This is a genomic window from Actinomadura craniellae (genome assembly GCF_003289645.1).
In the GTDB taxonomy this organism is placed as follows: Bacteria; Actinomycetota; Actinomycetes; order Streptosporangiales; family Streptosporangiaceae; genus Actinomadura_D; species Actinomadura_D craniellae.
The window spans coordinates 329,211-351,287 of sequence record NZ_QLYX01000006.1; the positions used below are offsets into that span (position 1 = coordinate 329,211).

20 protein-coding genes are annotated in these 22,077 nt (G+C 71.6%); 11 read left to right on the plus strand and 9 right to left on the minus strand.

Going from position 1 to position 22,077, the window contains the following annotated elements; translation table 11 throughout:
- The first annotated feature begins 4 nt into the window (after window positions 1–4).
- The 7 genes from DPM19_RS15855 to DPM19_RS15885 all read left to right on the plus strand — a co-directional run bounded on the left by DPM19_RS15855 (window position 5) and on the right by DPM19_RS15885 (window position 6,701).
- Window positions 5–1,630, plus strand: a complete 1,626-nt coding sequence (locus tag DPM19_RS15855; RefSeq protein ID WP_111868201.1) for a hypothetical protein — start codon at window positions 5–7, stop codon at window positions 1,628–1,630.
- Entirely contained in the window at window positions 1,609–2,154 is a 546-nt protein-coding gene (locus tag DPM19_RS15860; RefSeq protein WP_146778888.1) for a hypothetical protein, read from the plus strand. Before DPM19_RS15855 ends, DPM19_RS15860 begins: the two co-directional genes overlap by 22 nt.
- Window positions 2,151–2,525 carry a hypothetical protein gene (locus DPM19_RS15865; RefSeq protein WP_111868207.1) on the plus strand — a complete coding sequence of 125 codons (375 nt, stop codon included), beginning with the start codon at window positions 2,151–2,153 and terminating at the stop codon, window positions 2,523–2,525. The genes DPM19_RS15860 and DPM19_RS15865 overlap by 4 nt, the downstream gene beginning before the upstream one ends.
- Window positions 2,522–2,938 (plus strand): DUF3592 domain-containing protein, encoded by a 417-nt coding sequence (locus DPM19_RS15870; protein ID WP_111868210.1) that lies wholly within the window; start codon window positions 2,522–2,524, stop codon window positions 2,936–2,938. Before DPM19_RS15865 ends, DPM19_RS15870 begins: the two co-directional genes overlap by 4 nt.
- Window positions 2,939–3,203: 265 nt before the next feature.
- Window positions 3,204–4,007, plus strand: a complete 804-nt coding sequence (locus DPM19_RS15875; RefSeq protein WP_111868213.1) for a hypothetical protein — start codon at window positions 3,204–3,206, stop codon at window positions 4,005–4,007.
- Window positions 4,008–4,020: 13 nt separating this feature from the next.
- Window positions 4,021–5,934 carry a fumarate reductase/succinate dehydrogenase flavoprotein subunit gene (locus DPM19_RS15880; RefSeq protein WP_111868216.1) on the plus strand — a complete coding sequence of 638 codons (1,914 nt, stop codon included), beginning with the start codon at window positions 4,021–4,023 and terminating at the stop codon, window positions 5,932–5,934.
- Window positions 5,931–6,701, plus strand: coding sequence for a succinate dehydrogenase/fumarate reductase iron-sulfur subunit (locus DPM19_RS15885; RefSeq protein WP_111868219.1), 771 nt, complete (start codon window positions 5,931–5,933; stop codon window positions 6,699–6,701). The genes DPM19_RS15880 and DPM19_RS15885 overlap by 4 nt, the downstream gene beginning before the upstream one ends.
- Window positions 6,702–6,819: 118 nt before the next feature.
- Here the strand turns inward: DPM19_RS15885 and DPM19_RS15890 are convergent, their stop codons facing one another.
- The 3 genes from DPM19_RS15890 to DPM19_RS15900 form a co-directional block, all read right to left on the minus strand.
- Window positions 6,820–7,713, minus strand: coding sequence for a hypothetical protein (locus tag DPM19_RS15890; RefSeq protein WP_111868221.1), 894 nt, complete (start codon window positions 7,711–7,713; stop codon window positions 6,820–6,822).
- A 97-nt stretch (window positions 7,714–7,810) separates the two neighbouring features.
- Window positions 7,811–8,416, minus strand: coding sequence for a hypothetical protein (locus tag DPM19_RS15895; RefSeq protein WP_111868223.1), 606 nt, complete (start codon window positions 8,414–8,416; stop codon window positions 7,811–7,813).
- Between the two features lie 112 nt (window positions 8,417–8,528).
- Window positions 8,529–9,428 carry a hypothetical protein gene (locus DPM19_RS15900; RefSeq protein ID WP_111868226.1) on the minus strand — a complete coding sequence of 300 codons (900 nt, stop codon included), beginning with the start codon at window positions 9,426–9,428 and terminating at the stop codon, window positions 8,529–8,531.
- Between the two features lie 285 nt (window positions 9,429–9,713).
- Here DPM19_RS15900 and DPM19_RS15905 point away from each other — a divergent pair, with 285 nt between their 5' ends.
- Window positions 9,714–10,424 carry a Crp/Fnr family transcriptional regulator gene (locus DPM19_RS15905; protein WP_111868229.1) on the plus strand — a complete coding sequence of 237 codons (711 nt, stop codon included), beginning with the start codon at window positions 9,714–9,716 and terminating at the stop codon, window positions 10,422–10,424.
- 50 nt (window positions 10,425–10,474) lie between these two features.
- The gene (locus tag DPM19_RS15910) at window positions 10,475–11,461 is read left to right on the plus strand and encodes a LysR family transcriptional regulator (RefSeq protein WP_111868232.1); all 987 of its coding nucleotides are present in this window, start codon (window positions 10,475–10,477) and stop codon (window positions 11,459–11,461) included.
- 3 nt (window positions 11,462–11,464) lie between these two features.
- Here the strand turns inward: DPM19_RS15910 and DPM19_RS15915 are convergent, their stop codons facing one another.
- The 6 genes from DPM19_RS15915 to DPM19_RS15940 all read right to left on the minus strand — a co-directional run bounded on the left by DPM19_RS15915 (window position 11,465) and on the right by DPM19_RS15940 (window position 18,276).
- Window positions 11,465–12,208, minus strand: coding sequence for a succinate dehydrogenase/fumarate reductase iron-sulfur subunit (locus DPM19_RS15915; protein WP_111868235.1), 744 nt, complete (start codon window positions 12,206–12,208; stop codon window positions 11,465–11,467).
- A complete protein-coding gene (locus DPM19_RS15920; RefSeq protein WP_111868447.1) occupies window positions 12,208–14,145 on the minus strand; it encodes a fumarate reductase/succinate dehydrogenase flavoprotein subunit in 1,938 nt (645 codons plus the stop codon). Before DPM19_RS15920 ends, DPM19_RS15915 begins: the two co-directional genes overlap by 1 nt.
- 35 nt (window positions 14,146–14,180) lie before the next feature.
- Window positions 14,181–14,858: a succinate dehydrogenase cytochrome b subunit gene (locus DPM19_RS15925; protein ID WP_267900885.1), complete on the minus strand. Its 678-nt coding sequence runs from the start codon at window positions 14,856–14,858 to the stop codon at window positions 14,181–14,183.
- 139 nt (window positions 14,859–14,997) lie between these two features.
- Complete coding sequence (locus DPM19_RS15930) at window positions 14,998–15,438, minus strand: response regulator (RefSeq protein WP_111868238.1); 441 nt, start codon at window positions 15,436–15,438, stop codon at window positions 14,998–15,000.
- Window positions 15,380–17,071 (minus strand): sensor histidine kinase, encoded by a 1,692-nt coding sequence (locus DPM19_RS15935; RefSeq protein WP_111868241.1) that lies wholly within the window; start codon window positions 17,069–17,071, stop codon window positions 15,380–15,382. Before DPM19_RS15935 ends, DPM19_RS15930 begins: the two co-directional genes overlap by 59 nt.
- Window positions 17,068–18,276, minus strand: a complete 1,209-nt coding sequence (locus DPM19_RS15940) for a PP2C family protein-serine/threonine phosphatase (RefSeq protein ID WP_233510197.1) — start codon at window positions 18,274–18,276, stop codon at window positions 17,068–17,070. The genes DPM19_RS15935 and DPM19_RS15940 overlap by 4 nt, the downstream gene beginning before the upstream one ends.
- Before the next feature lie 279 nt (window positions 18,277–18,555).
- Between DPM19_RS15940 and DPM19_RS15945 the strand changes: the two genes are divergently transcribed.
- Both DPM19_RS15945 and DPM19_RS15950 read left to right on the plus strand, forming a co-directional pair.
- Window positions 18,556–20,235 (plus strand): ABC transporter transmembrane domain-containing protein, encoded by a 1,680-nt coding sequence (locus DPM19_RS15945; RefSeq protein WP_111868243.1) that lies wholly within the window; start codon window positions 18,556–18,558, stop codon window positions 20,233–20,235.
- Window positions 20,236–20,285: 50 nt separating this feature from the next.
- A complete protein-coding gene (locus DPM19_RS15950) occupies window positions 20,286–22,073 on the plus strand; it encodes an ABC transporter ATP-binding protein (protein ID WP_111868246.1) in 1,788 nt (595 codons plus the stop codon).
- Window positions 22,074–22,077: the final 4 nt, after the last annotated feature.

Genomic DNA, 22,077 nt, shown 5'->3' on the forward strand with positions numbered 1-22,077 from the left:
CCGGGTGGAACGTTTTACTCGGCGGGCGGGGGTCCGGCGGGATCGCGGCGAAGGTGTCATTAACTATCTCGCCGCCATTCTGCTGACTGCCGCGATCCTGGCAGTCATCGTCGCGAGCGGAATAGGCGCCCGGATCTCCGGGGGCATCGAGTACGCCCTGTGCCGGCTGCTGGTCGAGGGCGACGTCGACGCGGTCTGCGGGCCCCTGCTGCCGGGCCACAACCCGCCGACGCAGCCGGTGGCCGGCCGTCCGGTGAACCCCTGCTACGGAGAGATCGACGTCAGCTACGGGGAACTGAACGTCACCTTCCCCATCCGCTACGTCGACCTGCGCGGCGGCGTCCGGCTGGGCTTCCAGACACGCAAGATCATCACACCGGGTAAGCCGGACCGCTGGCAGGTGACGGTCTACGGCTGGGGCGAGGGCGCGGTCGCCACCCCCAGCCTGCCCGGCGGCCAGACCGAGGGCGACAGCCCGTACGGCCCCGTCCGCCCCTCGAACCCGCTGACCGCCGGCGCCTGGCTCGGCCTGAACGTCACCGGCGGTGAGACCTACGAGTTCGGCAGCGAGGCGGAGGCCCGCGGCTTCCCCTGGAAGTACGCGCAGAAGCGGGCCGCCGACATCGCCGACACGATCCTGGAGAACAACCCCGCCACCGGCCTGCCGGTCAGGATCCTCAAGAACCTCCCGCTGGTGGGCGACGACGTGCGGAACGTACTCGACGGCCCGCAACTGCCGCCCCGCAAGGAATGGTCGCTGGAGGGCGGGCTCACCGCGGGCTTCAGCGGCAAGCTCGACCTGTTCGGCCGGGCCGCGCTCACGGTCGGCGGCCGTGGCTGGCACCTGGCCGGCGTCCGCCGCGACGACGCGGGCAACACCTCCTTCACCCTCCGCGACTCGGCCGAGCTGGAACCGTCGCTCGCCATCGACCTGGCCCTGGTCATCCCCCGGGGAGCGCGCGGCCGGTTCAACAACAAGATCGACGACGCCATCGACTACATCGAGAACGAGCTGGGCCGCAGGTACGGCGGGGTGTTCAAGCTCCCCGCCGCGGCCCGCGAGCACCTCAAGACCAACTGGCCCGACATCGGCCTGACCTGGAAGGGCCGGATCAACCTGACGTACCAGCTCACCGTCGACAAGAACGGCAACCTCACCCGGTACCAGCGGGTGGTCGACATGAACGGCAACTGGTTCGGCCGGCTCGCCGACGAGGTGGCCAAGAAGGACCGGAGCGGGCGCTCCGTGGGGAACCTCCAGGTCCCCCTCGGCGGCAGCCGCACCATCGAGCACAGCACCCTCGACCTCACCGACCCGGCCAACCGGGACGCCGCCGCGAGCTTCTTCCTGAACGCGGCCGGGACCTGGCTGCGCTACCCGGTCGGCGCCATCGCGGAGTTCACCCCGGAGGCGTTCCGGCTGAACCAGTACATCGAGCAGCGGGGCACGAAGACCTCCCAGATCTACGACTCCAGCGTCGGCAACGTCAAGTTCACCGGGGAGGGCTCGGGCCGGCGGGGCAACTCGCTCGTCGAGCTGAAGATCGAGAACGAGGACAACGACCTGTCCCAGGCGCGGATCTGGCAGGACGGCAAGGGGTGGGTGCCGTGGGCAGACTGTCCGTCCTGATCCCCGCCCTGGTCCTCGCCGCGGCCGCCTGTTCGAGCCCCGAACCGGCCGCGCCGCCGCCGGGCCACGTGCTGTACCGCGGCGCCGGCTACACGTTCACGCATCCCGCGGGCTGGACCGAGCGGCGCACCACCGACGAGCGGCGATCCCCGCTGATCGAGCTGCACGGCCCGCCCGGCCCGCACGGCGCGTTCCGGGGCCAGGTCATCGTGGCCCGGCGCGACCGCTACACCGGCACCATGCGCGACCAGCTCCTCCAGGCCCGGGCGTTCAACACCGTGTACGGGCGGCAGATCCTCACCGACCGCCCGCACCGGGTGCCGGGCGCGACCGAGGCGCACTGGATCGAGGCGGTGTACGAGGAGCGGCTGCCCGGCGGCGGCACCGTGCAGGTCAAGATCGTGGACATCTACGCGCTCACCCCGAAGGGCACCATGCTCAACATCGCCGTCCGTGCCCCGTCCGCGGAGTTCGCCGTCGCCGGCCTGCCCGCGGTCCTGCGCTCCGTCCGGGTCGCCTCGTGAACCGGCCGGTCCGCGCCGCGGTGGAGAGCGGCTTCGTCATGGCCGCCGCCCTCCTCGTCATCGGCTTCGTCTCGGTCGTCGTCGCCGTCGGCTCCCCGAAGACGGTGGCGGGTGACAGCTTCGTGTGGACCTCGGCCCTCGCGGTCATCATGCTCCTGCTCGGCTTCGGCGGCGTGGCGGGAGCGCTGGCGGCCCGCCGGCTGCCCGGCCGGCGGCGGCTGCCGCTGGCGCTGGTCGGCCCGCTGACCGTGATGACCCTCGCCGCGATCCCCGCCGCCATCGACGGCGACTGGGCCGGTGTGCTCTTGTACGAGGCGGGCACGCTCGCCGGAACGGCCGGCGGGGTGCTGTTCTTCGGAGGGCGCCGATGATCGGTGAGTACGCGCTCCTGGCGCTCCTGCTCGTGCTCGGCCCCGGCCTGGTCGTCGCCGCGCCGATCTACGCCGTGCACCGGCGCCGGTTCCTGCGGCGCGCCGTTGAGACGCCCGGCACGGTGGTCGGCTCCGACTGGGAGAAGCGGCGCGACGACGGCCCGAGCACCTACCGCCTCACCATCCGCTACCGGGGACCGGACGGCCGGGAGCTGACCTTCGAGGAACGCGGGCTCCGCCAGGACGCGGCGACCGGAACACCGGTCACCGTCCTGTACGACCCCGCCCGTCCCACCCGGGCCCACATCGCCTTCGACGCCGGCAAGTCCGATCGGGACGCGCTCCTGCTGGCCCTCGCGGGCGCCGTGGTGATCACCTTCACGGTCGTCTTCTTCCTGGGGAACCCCGGCTGAAGAGATAGCCGGGGGCTATCGCGTCTATGCAGGTGGGGCATCCTCCCAGGCTCGTTCGGCGCAGGCGTCATCTGTGGCTAGAGTCACATGAGTCGTCTGCCTGTTGCTTGTGTCACAGATCTGCGGGGGTAGCGTAAGGTCGCTTCGCCAGCAGCGCGTGTACAGCTTGTAGCCGTGGCGCAACGGCGGCAGACTCACGCGTCACTACGGACCGCCCCGGGTCCGGTCACCGGCCGGTGCCGGAACCCGAGTACAGGAGCGCCTCATGAGCACCCTGGATGCCCCGGCCAAGGAGCGCGCTCGGCTCGAAGAGCGCACGCTCCGCACGGACCGTTGGCGTCAATATCCGATCTTCATCGTCGTCGTGTTCACGGCATGGGTGGCGTACGCGACCGTGCGCGCGATGATGGGCCAGTACTACTGGGTCGATGAGTACCACTACCTCACGCCCTTCTACTCACCCTGTGTCAGCGTGGAGTGCGTGCCGGGCTCGGCGCACTTCGGCGAGTTCCTGCCGAAGCTGCCGTTCTTCATCCCGTTCGCCGCGATCTCGCTGCCGTTCCTGCTGCTCTTCCGGCTGACCTGCTACTACTACCGGAAGGCCTACTACCGCGGGTTCTGGGCGTCGCCGTCGGCGTGCGCGGTGCGCGAGCCGCACAAGAAGTACACCGGCGAGCGCCGCTTCCCGCTGGTGGGGCAGAACCTGCACCGTTACTTCTGGCTGGCCGCCGCACTGATCTCGCTGATCAACACCTATGACGCGGTGCTGGCCTTCCACGGCAAGGACGGCGGCTTCGGCATCGGTCTCGGTTCGCTGATCCTGGTGACCAACGCGGTCCTGCTGTGGGGTTACACGCTCTCGTGCCACTCCTGCCGGCACATTGTCGGCGGCAGGCTCAAGAACTTCTCCAAGCACCCGATCCGTTACTGGATGTGGGGACAGGTCTCCAAGCTGAACGAGCGGCACGGGCAGTTCGCCCTGATCACGCTCGGCTCGCTGGTGGTGGCCGACCTGTACGTGGCGCTGGTGTCCGGGGGAGCGATCTCCGACCTGCGCATTTACAACTGAGGACCCACGGATCATGACTGAGATCGAAAGGCACTCCTACGACGTCGTCGTGATCGGCGCCGGAGGTGCGGGACTGCGGGCGGCCATCGAGGCCCGCCTGCAGGGCAAGAAGACGGCGATCATCTCCAAGTCGCTGTTCGGCAAGGCCCACACGGTGATGGCCGAAGGCGGCGCCGCCGCGGCGATGGGGAACGTCAACCCCAACGACAACTGGCAGGTCCACTTCCGCGACACCATGCGCGGCGGCAAGTTCCTCAACAACTGGCGGATGGCCGAGCTGCACGCCAAGGAGGCCCCCGACCGGGTCTGGGAGCTGGAGCACTGGGGCGCGCTGTTCGACCGCACCAAGGACGGCAAGATCAGCCAGCGTAACTTCGGCGGGCACGAGTACCCGCGGCTGGCGCACGTCGGCGACCGCACTGGCCTGGAGCTGATCCGCACCGCCCAGCAGAAGATCGTCGCCCTCCAGCAGGAGGACCACCGGGACCACGGCGACTACGATGCCCGGCTCAAGGTCTGGGCCGAGACCACCGTCACCCGGCTGCTGCTGGACGGCGACCGGATCAGCGGCGTGTTCGCCTACGTCCGCGAGACCGGGAAGTTCGTGGTCTTCGAGGCGCCCGCGGTGGTGCTGGCCACCGGCGGCATCGGCAAGGCCTTCAAGGTCACCTCCAACTCCTGGGAGTACACCGGTGACGGGCACGCGCTGGCGCTGCTGGCCGGGGCCACGCTGCTGAACATGGAGTTCGTCCAGTTCCACCCCACCGGCATGGTCTGGCCGCCGTCCGTCAAGGGCATCCTGGTCACCGAGTCGGTGCGCGGCGACCGGGGCATCCTCAAGAACTCCGACGGCAAGCGGTTCATGTTCGACTACATCCCCGAGGTGTTCAAGGCGCAGTACGCCACCACCGAGGAGGAGGGCGACCGCTGGTACGACGACCCCGACAACAACCGGCGCCCGCCGGAGCTGCTGCCCCGTGACGAGGTCGCCCGGGCCATCAACTCCGAGGTCAAGGCGAACCGCGGCTCGCCGCACGGCGGGGTCTTCCTCACCGTGGTCGACCGGATGCCCGGCGGCGCCGAGGAGATCAAGCGCCGGCTGCCGGCGATGCACCACCAGTTCAAGGAACTGGCGGACGTCGACATCACCAAGGAGCCGATGGAGGTCGGCCCGACCTGCCACTACGTGATGGGCGGGGTGGAGGTCGACCCCGACACCGGGGCCGCGCTCGTCCCCGGGCTGTTCGCCGCGGGCGAGTGCTCCGGCGGCATGCACGGCTCCAACCGGCTGGGCGGCAACTCGCTGACCGACCTGCTGGTGTTCGGCCGCCGCGCCGGGCTGGGCGCCGCCGAGTACGTCGACGCCCTGGCGGACCGTCCCGCGGTCTCCGCCGAGGAGGTCGAGGCGGCCTCCGCCGAGGCGCTGGAGCCGTTCGACCGGACGGGCGGGGAGAACCCCTACACCGTCCACCAGGAACTCCAGCAGACGATGAACGACCTGGTCGGCATCATCCGCAAGGAGGGGGAGCTGGAGCAGGCGCTCCAGTCCCTGGACAAGCTCCGCGCCCGGGTCGCCAACGTGGCGGTGGAGGGCGGCCGGGGCTACCACCCGGGCTGGCACCTGGCGCTCGACCTGCGCAACATGCTCCTCGTCTCCGAGTGCATCGCCAAGGCGGCGCTGGAGCGGCAGGAGAGCCGCGGCGGGCACACCCGCGACGACCACCCGGCCATGTCGGCCGACTGGCGCAAGGTGAACCTGGTCTGCCGGCTGGTCGGCGACCCCGCCGACCCCAGGGTCGAGCTGAAGCGCCAGCCGCTGGAGCCGATGCGCGAGGACCTGATCACGCTCTTCGAGAACGACGAGCTCAAGAAGTACCTCACCGAAGAGGAGCTGCCCGTGTCCGCGGCGGCCGAGGAGAAGGCATGAGCTACGAGGCGAAGTTCCGCGTCTGGCGTGGTGACGCGGGCGAGGGCGAGCTGACCGACTACACGGTCGAGGTGAACGAGGGCGAGGTCGTCCTCGACATCATCCACCGGTTGCAGGCCACCCAGGCCCCCGACCTGGCGGTGCGGTGGAACTGCAAGGCCGGCAAGTGCGGGTCGTGCTCGGCCGAGATCAACGGCATGCCGCGGCTGCTGTGCATGACCCGGATGTCGACGTTCTCCCCGGACGAGACGATCACGGTGACCCCGGTGCGTACCTTCCCGGTCATCCGCGACCTGGTCACCGACGTGTCGTTCAACTACGAGAAGGCGCGGCAGATCCCGTCCTTCGACCCGGGCGACACCAAGCCCGGCGAGTTCCGGATGATGCAGCAGGACGTCGAGCGCTCGCAGGAGTTCCGCAAGTGCATCGAGTGCTTCCTGTGCAACAACGTCTGCCACGTGATCCGTGACCACGAGGAGAACAAGGAGTCGTTCGCCGGGCCGCGCTTCCTGATGCGCATCTCCGAGCTGGAGATGCACCCGGCCGACGCCGCCGACCGGCGCAAGATCGCGCAGGAGGACCACGGGCTGGGCTTCTGCAACATCACCAAGTGCTGCACCGAGGTCTGCCCCGAGCACATCAAGATCACTGACAATGCGCTGATCCCGATGAAGGAGCGCGTGGCCGGCCAGAAGTACGACCCGCTGGTCTGGCTCGGCTCCAAGCTCGGCATCGTCAAGAAGGGCCAGGACACCCCCTCCGCCTGAGCCGAGGGAGCGAGCGCAGCGAGTGAGTGAGGTGAGGGCGGCGGTGAGCACCGCCTGATCCGAGGGAGCGAGGTGAGGGCGCCCCGGCCGGGATTCCGGCCGGGGCGCCCTCACCCGCTCAGCAGAAGATCAGGACGAAACAGCCGTGGGCGAAGTCCCACTCCTCGCCGTAGGAGTCCGGGTACGGCTTCCCGTCGGTGGATCCGGTGATCGTGCCGTCCATGTAGAGCCGCTTGAGTTCCCGCCGCGCGGCCTCCTCGCCGATCCGCGCCTCCTCCTCCTTGGTGAGCGGCGGCTGCTCGTTCTTCAGGCGGGCCTGCTCCTCCCGGTAGACCGCCTGGGTGTAGGCGGAGTCGTGGTTGCTCTCGTAGGGCATGTCGTAGATCTCGCCGGTCGGCCGGATCCGCTGGAGGTACTGGTTGGCCCGGATCCCCTGGAGGGTCGCCTCGACCTCCTCGTCGATCGCCGCGCTGATGTACTCCGCCCGGCCCATCCCCCAGACGAGGGGCGTGTAGCGGGTTTTGGCGTGGTGGGTCTCGTGGATGAAGGTCGCGGCCTGTGCCTCGGGTGATCTGCTGGTGTCCACGATGATGGTGTGCGTGACGGGGTTGTAGTAGGAGCCGCCGCCGCGCCGGTAGACTACCGTCACCCCGTTCCGCTGCACCCATTCGAGTGCCTCGCGGCCGTACGGGGTCTCGCGCAGTATCCGTTCGGTGGCGATCCGTTCGGGGTCCGGGAGCGGTTGCGGGACCGGGGGGCCGGGGCTCGGCCGCGGGACGGCCCGCGTGGGCGGGCCGGAGGCGTGGGGTGGTGCGGGCAGCGGCTCGGGATGGTTGTCCACCCGTGGCGGCACGCAGTCGCCGGTCACCCGGCAGAGGGACTGCCAGAGGCCGGAGGTGATCGTCCCGCCTGGGCCGGTGGTGGCGATCGCGGCCGTGACCGCGCCGATCAGCAGGATGACGGCCAGGTAGGAGGCGCCGCCCTCACCGCGGTCGGCCCGGTTCGTTCGCATCGCCGCACGGTAAGCCGATCATGCTCGGCGGCCCAGGGTCCCCGGGCCCATTCCCCGGACCTCATGGGGCTGGGCCCGGGCGCACGGGGAGCCCAGGTCAGAGGGTGTAGGGGACCGGGAGGTCGTCGACGAGGGTCTCGGCCTTGTCCCGGACGGCGCCTGCGGCGGTGACGGTCAGGGTGTGCCGGCGCAGTTCCTGCTCGCGGACGGTGTAGGCGGTCACGGTGAACCCGCCGTCCGCGGCCCTGGCCTGGGGCGGGGCGATGGTGGGGCGGTAGCGGGCGATGACGGCGTTGCGGCGCTCGGCGTCCTCGCCGGTGATCCCCGGCCGGAACCTGATCTCGTTGACGCCGCCGACGACGTAGGTCAGCCGGCCGGTGTCGCGGGTGGTCTCCAGGTAGAGGCGGGCGAGCCGCTCGGCGGTGGCGGTGTCGGCGACCCGGCTTCCGTCCGCGGTGGTGACCTTGCCGAAGGCCGCCGGGTCGCCGGTCAGCAGGTACGCCTGCCCGGCGCCCGCGCCCACGTAGAACAGCACCGGGTGGGCGTTTTGCCGGTTGCTGACCTCGATGATGCGCCAGGTGCGCAGGAACGGCGCGGGCAGGGTGGTCAGCCGGGTGCCGTCCTCCTTGACCAGTCCCGCTTCCGCGGAGCGCCCGGCCCTGTTCAGCGCGGCACTGAGGGAGTCGCGGGTCTTCTCGTCCACGCGGACCCCTGGACTGCGTGATGGTCCCTCCGCGGCGTCCGGGCCGCCGGTGCATCCGGCCGCCAGGATCAGCGCGGTGAGGAGGGCCGCCGCGCGCGGCGGCCGCCGGCGCTCAGCAGAAGATCCACAGGAAGCAGTCATGCGCGTCGTCCCATGCTTCTCCGTATCCGTCGACATAGCTCTTCCCGTCGGTGGATCGGGTGATTTCGCCGCTGAGGAAGCCGCGTTTGAGTCGGTTCCATCCGGCCTCTTCACCGATCCGGCGTTTCTCCGCTTCGGTGAGCGGTGGTTGGTTGTTCTGCTTACGGGCCTCTTCCGCCCGCCGGATGGCTCGATCGTAGGACGCCTCGTACTGGGACTGGAACGGGATGTCCGGGACGCTGCCGGGGGGCCGGACCGCCTGGAGTTGCTGGTTGGCCCGGATCGCGAGGATGACGCTCTCGACCTCCTCGTTGATGGACGCGTCGATGTACTCGTCGCGTCCCATCTTCTTGGGGTCGGGGGTTCCGTCGTGCCGGGCGTGGTTGACCTCGTGCACGAAGGTCGCGGCCTGGGCTTCGGGCGTTCTGCTGCTGTCCACGTAGAAGGTGTTGGTGCTGCCTCGGTAGAAGGAGCCCCCACCGGGGCGGTAGACCACCGCCACCCCGTTCTGCCGCACCCATTCGAGTGCCTCGCGGCCGAGCGGGGTCTCGTTGAGCACCCGTTCGGTGGCGACCTGTTCGGAGTCGGACGGAGGTGGCGGTCCGGGGCTGGGGTTCGGCAGCCGGGTGGGCTCCGGGAGCCGCCGGCCGGGGTTGAGGGGCGGCCGTGGCAGCAGGCTGGGTTCGTCTTCGGCCTGTGCCTGGGCGGGCCCGCAGCCGCCGGTGACCCGGCAGATGGAGCGTTCGACGCCGGAGGTGATCGTCGCACCGATCCCGGTGGTGGCGACCACGGTCACGGCCGCACCGATCAGCACGATGACGGCGATGTAGGAGGCGCTGCCTTCGCCGCGGTCGGCCCGGTTCGCACGCACCGCCGTACCGTAAAGCGGATCTTTTCGAGGAGACCAGGGTCTTGGGACCCATGCCCGGACCCAGCGCGTGCGGGGTCCGACCTCGATCGGTGGTGTGCCGGGCGGGCGGCGTGCCTCCGCCTCCGCCGCCCACCCGGGCCGGTGTCCTGTCCCCTGAGCACACCGCGATCCACCTTTACGAAAAGTCAGGTGTGGGGATAGGGAAAAATACACACAAGCCACGGCGTGTGCGTGATCGGGTCGATGGGAGTGCCATGATGTCCCGTTCACGGAGGGGAGAAGCCCATGAGCCCGATCGAGCGGGGATCGTTTCTCGCCGACCTCACCCCGGAGGAGCGAGCCGATCTGGAGCAGCGCGGCCGGGTGCGTCCCTGGGATCGAGGTGAGGTGCTGTTCCGGGAGGGCGAGCCCTCGGGCTGGGTGGCGATCCTGCTGTCGGGCCGGGTCAAGGCGTCCTCGCACGGGCTGAACGGCGGCGAGGTGCTGCTGGCGGTGCGCGGGCCCGGGGCGCTGATGGGCGAGATCTCGGTGATCGACGGCCTGCCCCGGTCGGCGACCGTCTCGACCATGGAGCCCGTCGAGGCGCTGGTGGTGAACGCGGCCGACTTCCTGGGTTTCCTGGCCGCGCACAGCCGGGTCTCCCTGCTGATCATGCGGATGCTCTGCGCGCGGTGGCGGGACGCCGACCGCAAGCGGGTGGAGTTCGGGATGTACGACGCGACGGGCCGGGTGGCCCAGCGGCTGGTCGAACTGGCCGAGCGGTACGGCGTCCCGTACCGGCTCGGCGGGGCGGCGGCGGGACGGGCCGGCGAGCAGCCGCAGAGCCTGCGGATCACGCTCAACATCAGCCAGGAGGAGCTGGCCGGCTGGGTCGGCGCGTCCCGCGAGGCGGTGAGCAAGGCGCTGCGCACGCTGCGGGCGCACGGCTGGATCGAGACGGGCCGCCGCAGCCTGATCGTCCACGACCTGCAGGCGCTGCGCCGGCACGCCCGCTGAGCCCGCCCCGGAATCGAAGCTGAAAAGTCGATAGCCGTACGGTATGCAGAGTGCAGTTGCAACAGCTGGCGTACTTCGTCGCCGTGGCCGACACGCGCCACTTCACGCAGGCGGCGGAGACGCTGGGGGTGGCCCAGCCGTCCCTGTCGAAGCAGATCCGCGCGCTGGAGACCGAACTGGGCGCCGCCCTGTTCAGCCGGGCGCGCGGCAACATCACCCTGACCCCGGCCGGGGAGGCGCTGCTGCCGCTGGCCAAGCGCATCCTCGCCGATGCCGACACGGCCCGCCTGGAGGTGCAGGAACTCGCGGGGCTGCGCCGCGGGCGGGTCCGGCTGGGCGCGACGCCGTCGCTGTGCGCGGGCCTGCTCGCCGACGTGCTGCGCCGGTTCCACGACGCCTATCCCGGGATCGGCCTGGTCGTGGAGGAGGGCGGCTCCCACGACCTCGTCCGCGACCTGAGCCGGGGCCTGCTGGACCTGGCGCTGGTGATCCTGCCGCTGGCGGGTGACGCGCCCCTGGCCACCACGGCGATCCTGCGCGAGCGGCTGGTCGTGGCCTCGCCGGCCGGCGGCACGGGCCAGGCCCGGCCGCCGCGCCGCCCCTATGTCAGGATCGAGGACCTCCGGAACCGCCCCCTGGTGATGTTCCGGTCCGGGTACGACCTGCGCGAGGCGACCATCAACGCCTGCCGCCAGGCCGGCTTCGAGCCGCGGTTCGCCGTCGAGGGCGGTGAGATGGATGCCGTGCTGCGCTTCGTCGAGGCGGGGCTGGGCATCGCCGTGGTGCCGAGCATGGTGCTGGCGGGCCGGCCCCGGCTCCGCGGCACGCCGCTGGCGGTGGACGACACCGCGGGGCGGAGCCGCGACCACCCGCCCGGGCCGTCCGGCCTGCTGCGCACGGTCGCGCTGGCGCACCGTAAGGACGTGGCGCCGACGCACGCGGCCCGCGCCTTCCAGGCCACCCTGGAGGCGTTCCTCGTCGAGGCGACCCGGACGGGCGGCCTGCCGGCGGGCGTGGAGTCGCTGGTCCGGCCCTGAGGGCTACCGCTTCCCGCCGGCCTTGAGGTAGTCGTGGTTGAGCCGAGCGATGGTGTCCAGCGGGATGCCCTTGGGGCAGGCCACGGTGCACTCGCCGGTGTTGGTGCAGCCGCCGAAGCCCAGGTCGTCGTGGGTGGCGACCATGTCGACCACCCGGGAGTCGCGCTCGGGCTGGCCCTGCGGCAGCAGGCCCAGGTGGGTGACCTTCGCGGCGGTGAACAGCATGGCGGACCCGTTCGGGCAGGCCGCCACGCAGGCGCCGCAGCCGATGCACTCGGCGGCCTCGAACGCCCGGTCGGCGTCCGGCTTGGGCACCGGCACCGCGTGCGCGTCCGGGGCCGACCCGGTCGGCGCCGAGATGTACCCGCCGGCCTCGATGATCTTGTCGAAGGCGGACCGGTCGACCACCAGATCCTTGATCACCGGGAACGGGCGGGCCCGCCACGGCTCGATGTCGACGACCTCGCCGTCCTTGAACTTGCGCAGGTGGAGCTGGCAGGTGGTGGTGGCCCGCTCCGGCCCGTGCGGGGTGCCGTTGATGACCAGCGAGCACATGCCGCAGATGCCCTCGCGGCAGTCGTGGTCGAAGGCGATCGGCTCCTCGCCCTTCAGCGCCAGCCGCTCGTTCAGGACGTCGAGCATCTCCAGGAACGACATGTCCGGGGAGAGGTCGTCCACCTCGTAGGTGACCATCCGGCCCTTGTCCTCGGGGCCCTTCTGGCGCCAGACGCGCAGGGTGAGCTTCATTACTTGTACGACCTCTGGCTCGGCGTGACGTATTCGAAGGCGAGGTCCTCCTTGTGGAGGATCGGCCGCTCGCCGGGGCCGGTCCACTCCCAGGCCCCGACGTAGGAGAAGTTCGCGTCGTCGCGGGCGGCCTCGCCGTCCTCGTCCTGGGACTCGGCGCGGAAGTGTCCGCCGCAGGACTCGGTGCGGTGCAGCGCGTCCACGCACATGAGCTCGGCGAGTTCGAAGAAGTCGGCCACCCGGCCGGCCTTCTCCAGCGACTGGTTGAGGTCGTCGCCGGAGCCCGGCACCCTGACCCGCCGCCAGAACTCCTCGCGCAGCGCCGGGATCAGCTCCAGCGCCTTGCGCAGGCCCTCCTCGGTGCGCTCCATCCCGCAGTACTCCCACATGATGGCGCCGAGTTCGCGGTGGAAGGAGTCCACGGTGCGGTCGCCGTCGATCGACAGCAGCCGCTCGATCCGCTCCTGCACCTCGGCCTCCGCCGCGGTGACGGTCTCGGCCGGCACCGCGCCGACCGGGTTCCGGGCCAGGTAGTCGCCGATCGTCTGCGGCAGCACGAAATACCCGTCGGCCAGGCCCTGCATCAGCGCGGAGGCGCCCAGCCGGTTGGCGCCGTGGTCGGAGAAGTTGGCCTCGCCGATCACGAACAGGCCGGGGACGGTGGACTCCAGGTCGTAGTCGACCCACAGCCCGCCCATCGTGTAGTGCACGGCCGGGTAGATGCGCATCGGCTGCTCGTAGGGGTTCTCGCCGGTGATGCGCTCGTACATCTCGAAGAGGTTGCCGTACTTGGCGGCCACCGCGTCCCGGCCCAGCCGCTCGATCGCGCCGGCGAAGTCCAGGTACACGCCCAGGCCGCCGGGGCCCACCCCCCGGCCCTCGTCGCAGACGTTCTTGGCGGCCCGGGAGGCGATGTCGCGGGGGACCAGGTTGCCGAACGCCGGGTAGATCCGCTCCAGGTAGTAGTCGCGCTCGTCCTCGGGGATGTCGGCGGGCCGGCGGTCGTCGCCGGCCTTGACCGGCACCCACACCCGGCCGTCGTTGCGCAGCGACTCCGACATCAGGGTCAGCTTGGACTGGTGGTCGCCGCTGACCGGGATGCACGTCGGGTGGATCTGCGTGTAGCAGGGGTTGGCGAACAGCGCGCCGCGCCGGTGCGCCCGCCAGGCCGCGGTGACGTTGGAGCCCATCGCGTTGGTGGACAGGAAGTAGACGTTGCCGTACCCGCCGGTGGCGAGCACCACCGCGTCGGCGGTGTGGGACCTGACCTCCCCGGTGACCAGGTTCCGGACGACCACGCCGCGGGCCCGGCCGTCCTCCATGATCAGGTCGAGCATCTCGTGCCGCGGGTGCAGCTCGACGTTGCCCGCGTCGACCTGCCGCATCAGCGCCTGGTAGGCGCCGAGCAGCAGTTGCTGGCCCGTCTGGCCGCGGGCGTAGAAGGTGCGGGAGACCTGGGCGCCGCCGAACGAGCGGTTGTCGAGCAGGCCGCCGTACTCCCGGGCGAACGGGACGCCCTGCGCCACGCACTGGTCGATGATCTGCCGGCTGATCTCGGCCAGCCGGTGCACGTTGGACTCGCGGGAGCGGAAGTCGCCGCCCTTGACGGTGTCGTAGAACAGCCGGTGCACGCTGTCGCCGTCGTTGCGGTAGTTCTTCGCCGCGTTGATGCCGCCCTGCGCGGCGATCGAGTGCGCCCGGCGGGGGCTGTCCTGGTAGCAGAACTGGACGACCTTGTAGCCCAGCTCGGCCAGGGTGGCGCCGGCCGAACCCCCGGCCAGGCCGGTGCCGACGATGATGACGGTCTTCTTGCGCTTGTTGGCCGGGTTGACCAGCTTGACGGCGAACTTGCGCTCGCTCCAGCGCTCCTCGATGGGCCCGGCCGGGGCCTTGGTGTCGGCGATCGGCTCGCCGCTGCCGTAGAAGCTCTCGTCGATGTGCACGGACTGCCTCCCCTCACTGGCCGTGGTGCTCACGACCCCACTCCGACCAGGACGGCGACGGGCACGGCCAGGAAGCCCACCACGAGCGCGACCGCGTACCCGGTCGCGACCAGGTCGAGCGTCCTCGCGTCGCCGCGGCCCAGGCTCTGGAACGCCGACCGCAGGCCGTGCTGGACGTGGAAGCCGAGCACGATCACGGCGAGGGCGTAGAACAGCGTCACGTACCAGCGCTCGGGTGCGAAGTCCGCCACCACGTTGGCGTGCACCTCGCCGTGCTCGCCGTGCGGGTTCAGCACGCCGACCGTCAGGTCGAGCAGGTGGTAGACGACGAACAGCGCGACGATCACCCCGCCCCACCGCATGGTGCGGGCCGCGTACGACCCCTGCACCGCCGGGCGGTGCCGGTACCGCACCGGCCGGGCCCGCCGGGCCCGTACCGCGAGCGAGGTGGCGGTGCCGATGTGCAGCAGCACGCACAGCAGCAGGCCGGTGCGCTGGATCCACAGGAACCACTCGTGGTGCAGCGCGGGGGCGCCGATGGTGCGCAGCCAGGCGGCATAGCCGTCGAACTCCTCCGCCCCGAAGAAGAACTTCAGGTTGCCCACCATGTGGGCGGTCACGAAGAGGAGGAGGAGACCGCCGGTCACGGCCATGACGGCCTTCTTGCCGACGGTCGACCGGTAGAGCTGGGGAATCGCTGGGGCCACCCGCGCACGGTAGGTCGGCGCTGGTCAGCCGGTCCAAGTCATGGAAACTCTGGTTTCGATAGCCGCAGGCTATGAAGCGAGCAGGCGGGGGGTTTTGTCTGCTTTGTCGCTCTGTGTCGGGTGAGGGACCTCACAGCGCTCAGCGGGGCAGCTTCACCACCGAGACGAAGAAGTCGTCGATCTGCCGCACCACCCGGATGAACTGGTCGAAGTCCACCGGCTTGGCCACGTACGCGTTGGCGTGCAACTCGTAGCTGCGCAGGATGTCCTCCTCGGCCTCCGACGTGGTGAGCACCACCACCGGGATGGACCGCAGCTCCGGATCAGCCTTGATCTCGCCCAGCACCTCGCGCCCGTCCTTGCGGGGCAGGTTGAGGTCGAGCAGCACCAGGTCGGGCCGGTCGGCCTCCGCGTACGGCTCGTCGCGCCGCAGGTAGGCCATCGCCTCTTCACCGTCGCTCACCACGGTCAGGTTGTTCTTGACCTTGTAGTCGGTGAACGCCTCCCGGGTCAGCAGCACGTCACCGGGGTCGTCCTCCACCAGCAGGACCTCGATCGGGCTGGGCGTCGGCTCGTTCATCGTCGTCCTTGCAGTCGGTGGAACCGGCGCGGTCGGTGGCGCCGACGGCGGGAAGCGTCCAGCGGATGGTGGTACCCCGGTGCCCCGGCTCCTGTTCGGTGTCCAGCCAGATGTGCCCGCCGTGGTGCTCGACAATCTTCTTGCACATGGCCAGCCCGATCCCGGTCCCGGTGTACTCGTCCTGCGGGTGCAGCCGCTGGAAGATCAGGAAGATCCGGTCAGCGTAGCGGGGTTCGATGCCGATCCCGTTGTCGGCACACGACAGCTCCCACATGTCGCCGTCGCACCGGGCCCCGACGACCACCCGGGGCCGCTCGTCGGACCGGAACTTGATGGCGTTGCCGATCAGGTTCTGGAAGAGCTGGGTGAGCAGCGTCCGGTCGCCCGGCACCTCGGGCAGGTCGTCGGCGACGACCTCGGCCCCGGTCTCCTCGATCAGCCGGGTGAGGTTGTCGGTGGCCCGCTCCAGCACCGCGTCGAGCGAGACGGCCTCCTCGGGCTTGGTGAACCGGCCGACCCGGGAGAAGGTGAGCAGGTCGTTGATCAGCGCCTGCATCCGTTTCGCGCCGTCCACCGCGAAGTCGATGTACTGCCGTCCCCGGTCGTCGAGCCGATCGGAGTAGCGGCGCTCGATCATCTGGCAGAAGCTCGCCACCTTCCGCAGCGGCTCCTGCAGGTCGTGGCTGGCGACGTAGGCGAACTGCTCCAGCTCGGCGTTGGACCGGCGCAGCTCCGCGGCCTGCTCGTCGAGCCGGGCCCGGGCCTCGGCGGTGTGCCGCCACTCCTGGATGATCCGGTGCCGCATGGAGTCGACGATCGCGGCCAGCTCGCTCAGCTCCGCCGGCCCGCTGATGTCCAGGGGATGGGCGAACTCGCCCTGGGCGACCCGCCTGCTCTGCTCGCCCAGCCTGGCCACCGGCTGCAGCACGGTGCGCCGGATCAGCAGCACCAGCGTGAGCGCCGCGAGGCCGATGACCACGCTGGATATCCCCATCGACAGGTACAGGTTCCGCACCCGCTCGCGCAGGTTCTGGTCGACCTGGGCGTTCAGCGTGCCCAGCCCCTGCTGCACCGCGCCGTTGGTGTTCCTGACCTCGCCGAACAGCCGGCTGCCGGTGCGGCTCTCCTCGCGCGCCAGCTTGCCGTCGACGGTCAGCGGGTCGGCGAAGTCGCGGCGCCAGGTGGCGGACGCGGCCATCAGCCGGCCGAGGTCGTTCCGGACCGGCGCGGCGTTCGGCACGTCCCGCAACAGCACCTGGATCTGCTGCTCGGTCTGCGCCTCGGTGGCGATCGCCCGGCGGTAGGTGGTGACGAACCGGGCCTCGCCGGTGGCGGCGTAGTCGCGGATCGCGGTGTCCTGCGCGGCCAGCGCCCCGTTGAGCTGGAACGCCTGCAACGTGGCCGGGGTCACGTGGTTGAGCAGGGTGGTCCGGGCGTTCCCGATCTCCTGCAACGCCAGGATCGACTGCGCCATCGCGGCCAGCACCAGCAGGCTGAGCACCAGGCCGCCGATGCCGTACCACTGGCGCAGCCGCACCCGGCCCAGCCTGGACTGCGGCCGGGGCTCGTACGCCGGGGTCGGCGGGATCGGCGGGGTCAGGGTCGGCGGGGTCGGTTGCGACGTCGGAATCACCCGGTTTCGGATCGTGCCAGCAGCAGGACGGCCAGGTCGTCGGCCAGCGCCTCGCCGTTCAGGGTCTCGGCCTCGCTGACCAGCGTGTCGATCAGGGCGTCACTGCAGAACTTCCGGTCCGGGGTGTTCTGCGCCAGCCGGATCAGCCCGTCGGTGCCCAGCCGCTCGGGACCCTTGCCGATCAGGCCCTCGATCAGCCCGTCGGTGTAGAGCATGAGGCCCCACGACTCGCCCAGCTCGACGTCCACCGCGGACCACTCGGCCCCCGGCAGCAGCCCCAGCGCCGGGCCGAACTCCTCGCCCTCCAGCGCGGTCACCTCGTCGCCGACGAACAGCAGCGGCACGGGGTGCCCCGCCATGTAGATCTGGGCGCTCCGCCGGTCGGGCGCCACGGTGACCATGCACAGGGTGGTGAAGATCTCGTCGCTGCGCCGCTCCAGGCCCAGCACGGTGTCGAGGGTGGACAGCAACCCGCCCCCGGTGTGGCCGGCCAGCACCAGGGTGCGCCAGGCCATCCGCAGGCAGACACCGAGCGCGGCCTCGTCCGGGCCGTGCCCGCAGACGTCCCCTATCACCAGGTGGACGGTGCCGTCGGAGGTCTGCACCGTGTCGTAGAAGTCACCGCCCAGCAGGGCGCGTTCCCGGCCCGGCTGGTAGCGGGTGTGGTGGTGGAGCGTCGGGTCGTCGATCACCGGGACGGGTAGCAGGCCGCGCTCCAGCCGGGCGTTCTCCCGGCCGACGATGCGTGCCTCGACCAGCCGCCGCTCCGACTCCTCGGCGCGTTTGCGCTCGATCGCGTAGCGGATCGCGCGGGCCAGCAGCGGCCCGTCGACATGCTGCTTGACCAGGTAGTCCTCGGCGCCCGCGGCGACGGCGCGGACGCCCAGGTGCGAGTCGTCCAGGCCGGTGAGCACGACCACGGCGGCGTGCGTGCCCATCGACAGGACCTCCTGCAGCAACTCGAAGCCGTCGGCGTCCGGCAGCGAGAGGTCGACCAGGATGCACTGGACCCGGCGGGAGAGCTTCCGCCGGGCCTCGCCCAGGGTCGGCGCGTGGGTGATGTCGACGTTCAGGCCGCTCTCGGCCAGCAGTTCCTGCACCAGGAACGCGTCGCCCGGGTCGTCCTCGATCAGGAGCAGCCCGAGCGGGCCGTCCACTCCAGGGACGGCCGAGTGTTGCTGTTGACGATGGTTGATGGCGCTCACGTTACGGTTCCGCTGAATGGGCTCATGGCACCCACTTTCCAAGGCGAGGCTTGTCTCGGCGTGCAACAAGCCGCACGACGATGGACACTCGTCAATGCGGTCGCACCCGGCCGCGGCATCTGCCTAGCCGCTGAAACCCAGGTCTCATGGAGCGTGAGCACGCTCCGTACAACTGGTGACCCTACCTCCTTTGTTTCCAAACGCACAGTCGATCGTGATCGACGGAGCGCGAAAAAATGGTTCGCGACCATGGCAGACGCGTGCCTAGGGTCGTCCATCATGCGCTCGCTGCCCGTGCCGGATCCGGGGGTTCCCGGCCGCCTCACGCCATGGGGCCACCTGCGGTGGCTGGCCCGGGTCGAGCCGCGCGCGCTGGGCGCGGGAATCGTCTTCGGCATCCTCTGGATGCTCAGCCAGGCGCTGGTGCCGGTGGCCCTCGGCCGGGCCGTCGACGACGGGATCGCCGCCCGGGACACCGGCGCGCTGCTCGGCTGGTCGGCGGTGCTGCTGGGGCTCGGGGCGGTGCAGGCGGCCAGTGGCATCCTGCGGCACCGGCGGGCGTCGTTCGTCTGGCTGGCCGCCGCGTACCGCACCGCCCAGGTGGTGACCCGGCAGGCGACCCGGCTGGGCGCCGCGCTGCCCCGCCGCATCTCGGCCGGCGAGGTGGTGAGCGTGGGCCTGACCGACGTGGCGCACATCGGCGACGGGATGGACATCATGATCCGGGGCTCCGGCGCGGTGGTGACCATCGTCGTCGTCTCCGCGCTCCTGCTGGGCGCCTCGCTCCCGCTCGGCCTGATCGTGGTGATCGGTGTCCCGCTGGTCCTGGCCGCCGCGGCCCCGCTGTTCCGGCCCTACCACCGGCGGACGCACGTGCTCCGCGAGCGGGTCGGCGAGCTCAACACCCGGGCGGCCGACATCGTGGCCGGGCTCCGGGTGCTGCGCGGGATCGGCGGGGAGCAGATCTTCGCCGAGCGCTACCGGGCCGGCTCCCAGCGGGTGCGCCGGGCCGGTGTCCGGGTCGCCCAGGTGGACTCCGCGCTGAGCGGGGCCCAGATCCTGCTGCCCGGGCTGCTGATCGCCCTGGTCGTCTGGGCGGGCGCCCGGGCCGCGACGACCGGCGCCATCACCCCCGGCGAGCTCGTCACGTTCTACGGGTACGCGGTGTTCCTGATCCACCCCATGCGCACCATCGGGGAGGCCGCCGACAAGCTCATCCGGGCGCACGTCGCCGCGGGCCGGGTCGTCCGGCTGCTGGCGCTCACCCCCGAACCGGTGCTCGCCGGCACGACCGAGCCCGCCGGCCCGGGCGATCTGACAGACACCGAGTCCGGGCTGGTCGTACGGCCGGGCCGGTGCACCGCGCTGGTGGCGACCGACACCGCCGCGGCGCGCGCGATCGCCGACCGGCTCGGCCGCTACGTCGACGCCGGCGAGGTGGCCTACGCGGGGGTGCCGCTGCGGGAACTGGCGGACCTGCGCGCCCGGATCCTGGTGGCGATCAACGAGGACCGGCTGTTCGCCGGGCCGCTCCGCGCGGGGCTCGGCGACGGCCCCGGAGTCGCCGCGGCACTGCACGCCGCCTGCGCCGAGGACATCGCGGAACCCGACGCCCACGTCGCCGAGGCCGGGCGGGAGTTCTCCGGTGGCCAGCAGCAGCGGCTGCGGCTGGCCCGGGCGCTGGCCGCCGACCCCGAGGTGCTGATCCTGGTCGAGCCCACCAGCGCGGTCGACGCCCACACCGAGGCGCGGATCGCCGACCGGCTCCGCGCCGCCCGCACCGGCCGGACGACCCTGGTCTGCACCACCAGCCCGCTGATGCTCGACCGGGCCGACCACGTGGTGTTCGTGTCCGGTGGCGCGGTCGCGGCCGAGGGAACCCACCGCGAACTGCTGCGCACCACACCCGGCTACGCCGCCGTGGTCACCCGCGGCGAGACGCTCGCCCCCGCCGACTGACACAGAGGAACGCACCGCCGGCCGCCCGGCGGAACAGGAGACGACCGCCCATGACCACCGAGATCCCGCCGGCCGCGGCGCCCGCCGAGATCCTGCCGGTGGCGACGACCGCACAGGTGCGCGCCTACGCCCGGCGGCTGATGCTGCGGTACCCCCGCGCGCTGGGCGGGGCGCTGGCCCTGCACGCGCTGGCCGCGGTCGCCGGCCTGGCCGGGCCGCGGCTGCTGGGCGAACTGGTGCAGGACGCCGCCACCGGGGCTCCGGCGCACGTCGGGACGACCGTGGCGGCCATCACGGCCTTCATCGTGGCGGAGGCGGTGCTGGTCCGCTACGCCCACCTGGCCTCGACCCGGCTGGGCGAGCGGATCCTGGCCGAACTGCGCGAGGAGTTCGTCGAGGGGACGCTCCGGCTGCCGCTGTCCATGGTGGAGCGGGCGGGCACCGGCGACCTGGTCGCGCGCAGCTCCCGCGACGTCGACGCGCTGACGGAGGCGGTCCGGTTCGCGGTGCCGCAGGTGATGATCGGCACCGTCACCACGATCTTCACCCTGGGCGCGCTGATCCTGGTCGGGCCGCTGCTGGTGCTGCCCTGCCTGCTCGGGGTGCCGCTGCTGTGGTGGGCCTGGCGGTGGTACCTGACCCGGGCCCGGGACGGCTACCTGTGGGAGGGCGCCGCCTGGGCGCGGATCGCCGACGGGTTGGCCGAGACGGTGCACGGCGCCCGCACGGTCGAGGCGCTGGGGCTGGCCGACCGGCGGCACGCGCGCGGCGACGCCGACCTGGCCCACAGCTGGGCGGCGGAGCGGTACACGCTGCGGCTGCGCACCGTCCTCTTCCCGGTGGTGGACATGGGCTTCGTCCTGCCGCTGGCCGCCACCCTGCTGTTCGGCGGCCTGCTCTACACCCGGGACATGGCCACGCTCGCCCAGGTCACCGCCGCCACCCTGTACGTCCAGCGGCTGGTGGAACCCGTCCAGATGCTGCTCAACCAGCTCGACACGCTCCAACTCGGCGGTGTCTCCCTGGCCCGGCTGCTGGGCGTCCAGGGAGTCCCCCCGGACCGGCCCGGCACCCGCCCGCCGGCCGCCGCCGAGCGCGTCTCTTCGGACGGCAGGCGCCCGGCGATCGCGGTGCGGGACGTGCGCTTCGCCTACCGGCCCGGGCAGGACGTGCTGCACGGCGTGGACCTGGAGCTGCGGCCCGGGGAGCGGCTGGCGGTGGTCGGGCCCAGCGGGGCGGGCAAGTCCACGCTGGGCCGGCTGCTCGCCGGGATCAACGCGCCGCGCACCGGCACGGTGGAGGTCCGCCCGCCCGGGGGGACGGCGGTCCCGCTCGCCGAACTGTCGGCGGGCGAACTGCGCGGCCAGGTCGCCCTGGTCACCCAGGAGCACCACGTGTTCCACGGCACCCTGCGCGACAACCTGGTCATGGCCCGCCCCGGCAGCACCGACCGCGCCGCCCTGGACGCCCTGGCCGCCGTCGAGTGGGACGGCCCCGGCCTCGACACCGAGGTCGGCTCCGGCCGCCACGAGCTCTCGCCCGCCCAGGCCCAGCAGCTCGCCCTCGCCCGGCTGGTGCTCGCCGACCCGCACACCCTGGTGCTCGACGAGGCCACCTCGCTGCTGGACCCGCGCGCCGCCCGCCGGCTCGAACGCTCGCTCGCCGCCGTCCTCGCCGGCCGCACCGTCGTCGCCATCGCCCACCGGCTGCACACCGCGCACGACGCCGACCGGGTCGCGGTCGTCGAGGACGGCCGCATCACCGAACTCGGCACCCACGACGAACTGCTCGCCGCGGACGGCTCCTACGCGGCCCTCTGGCGCTCCTGGCGGTACTGACCCC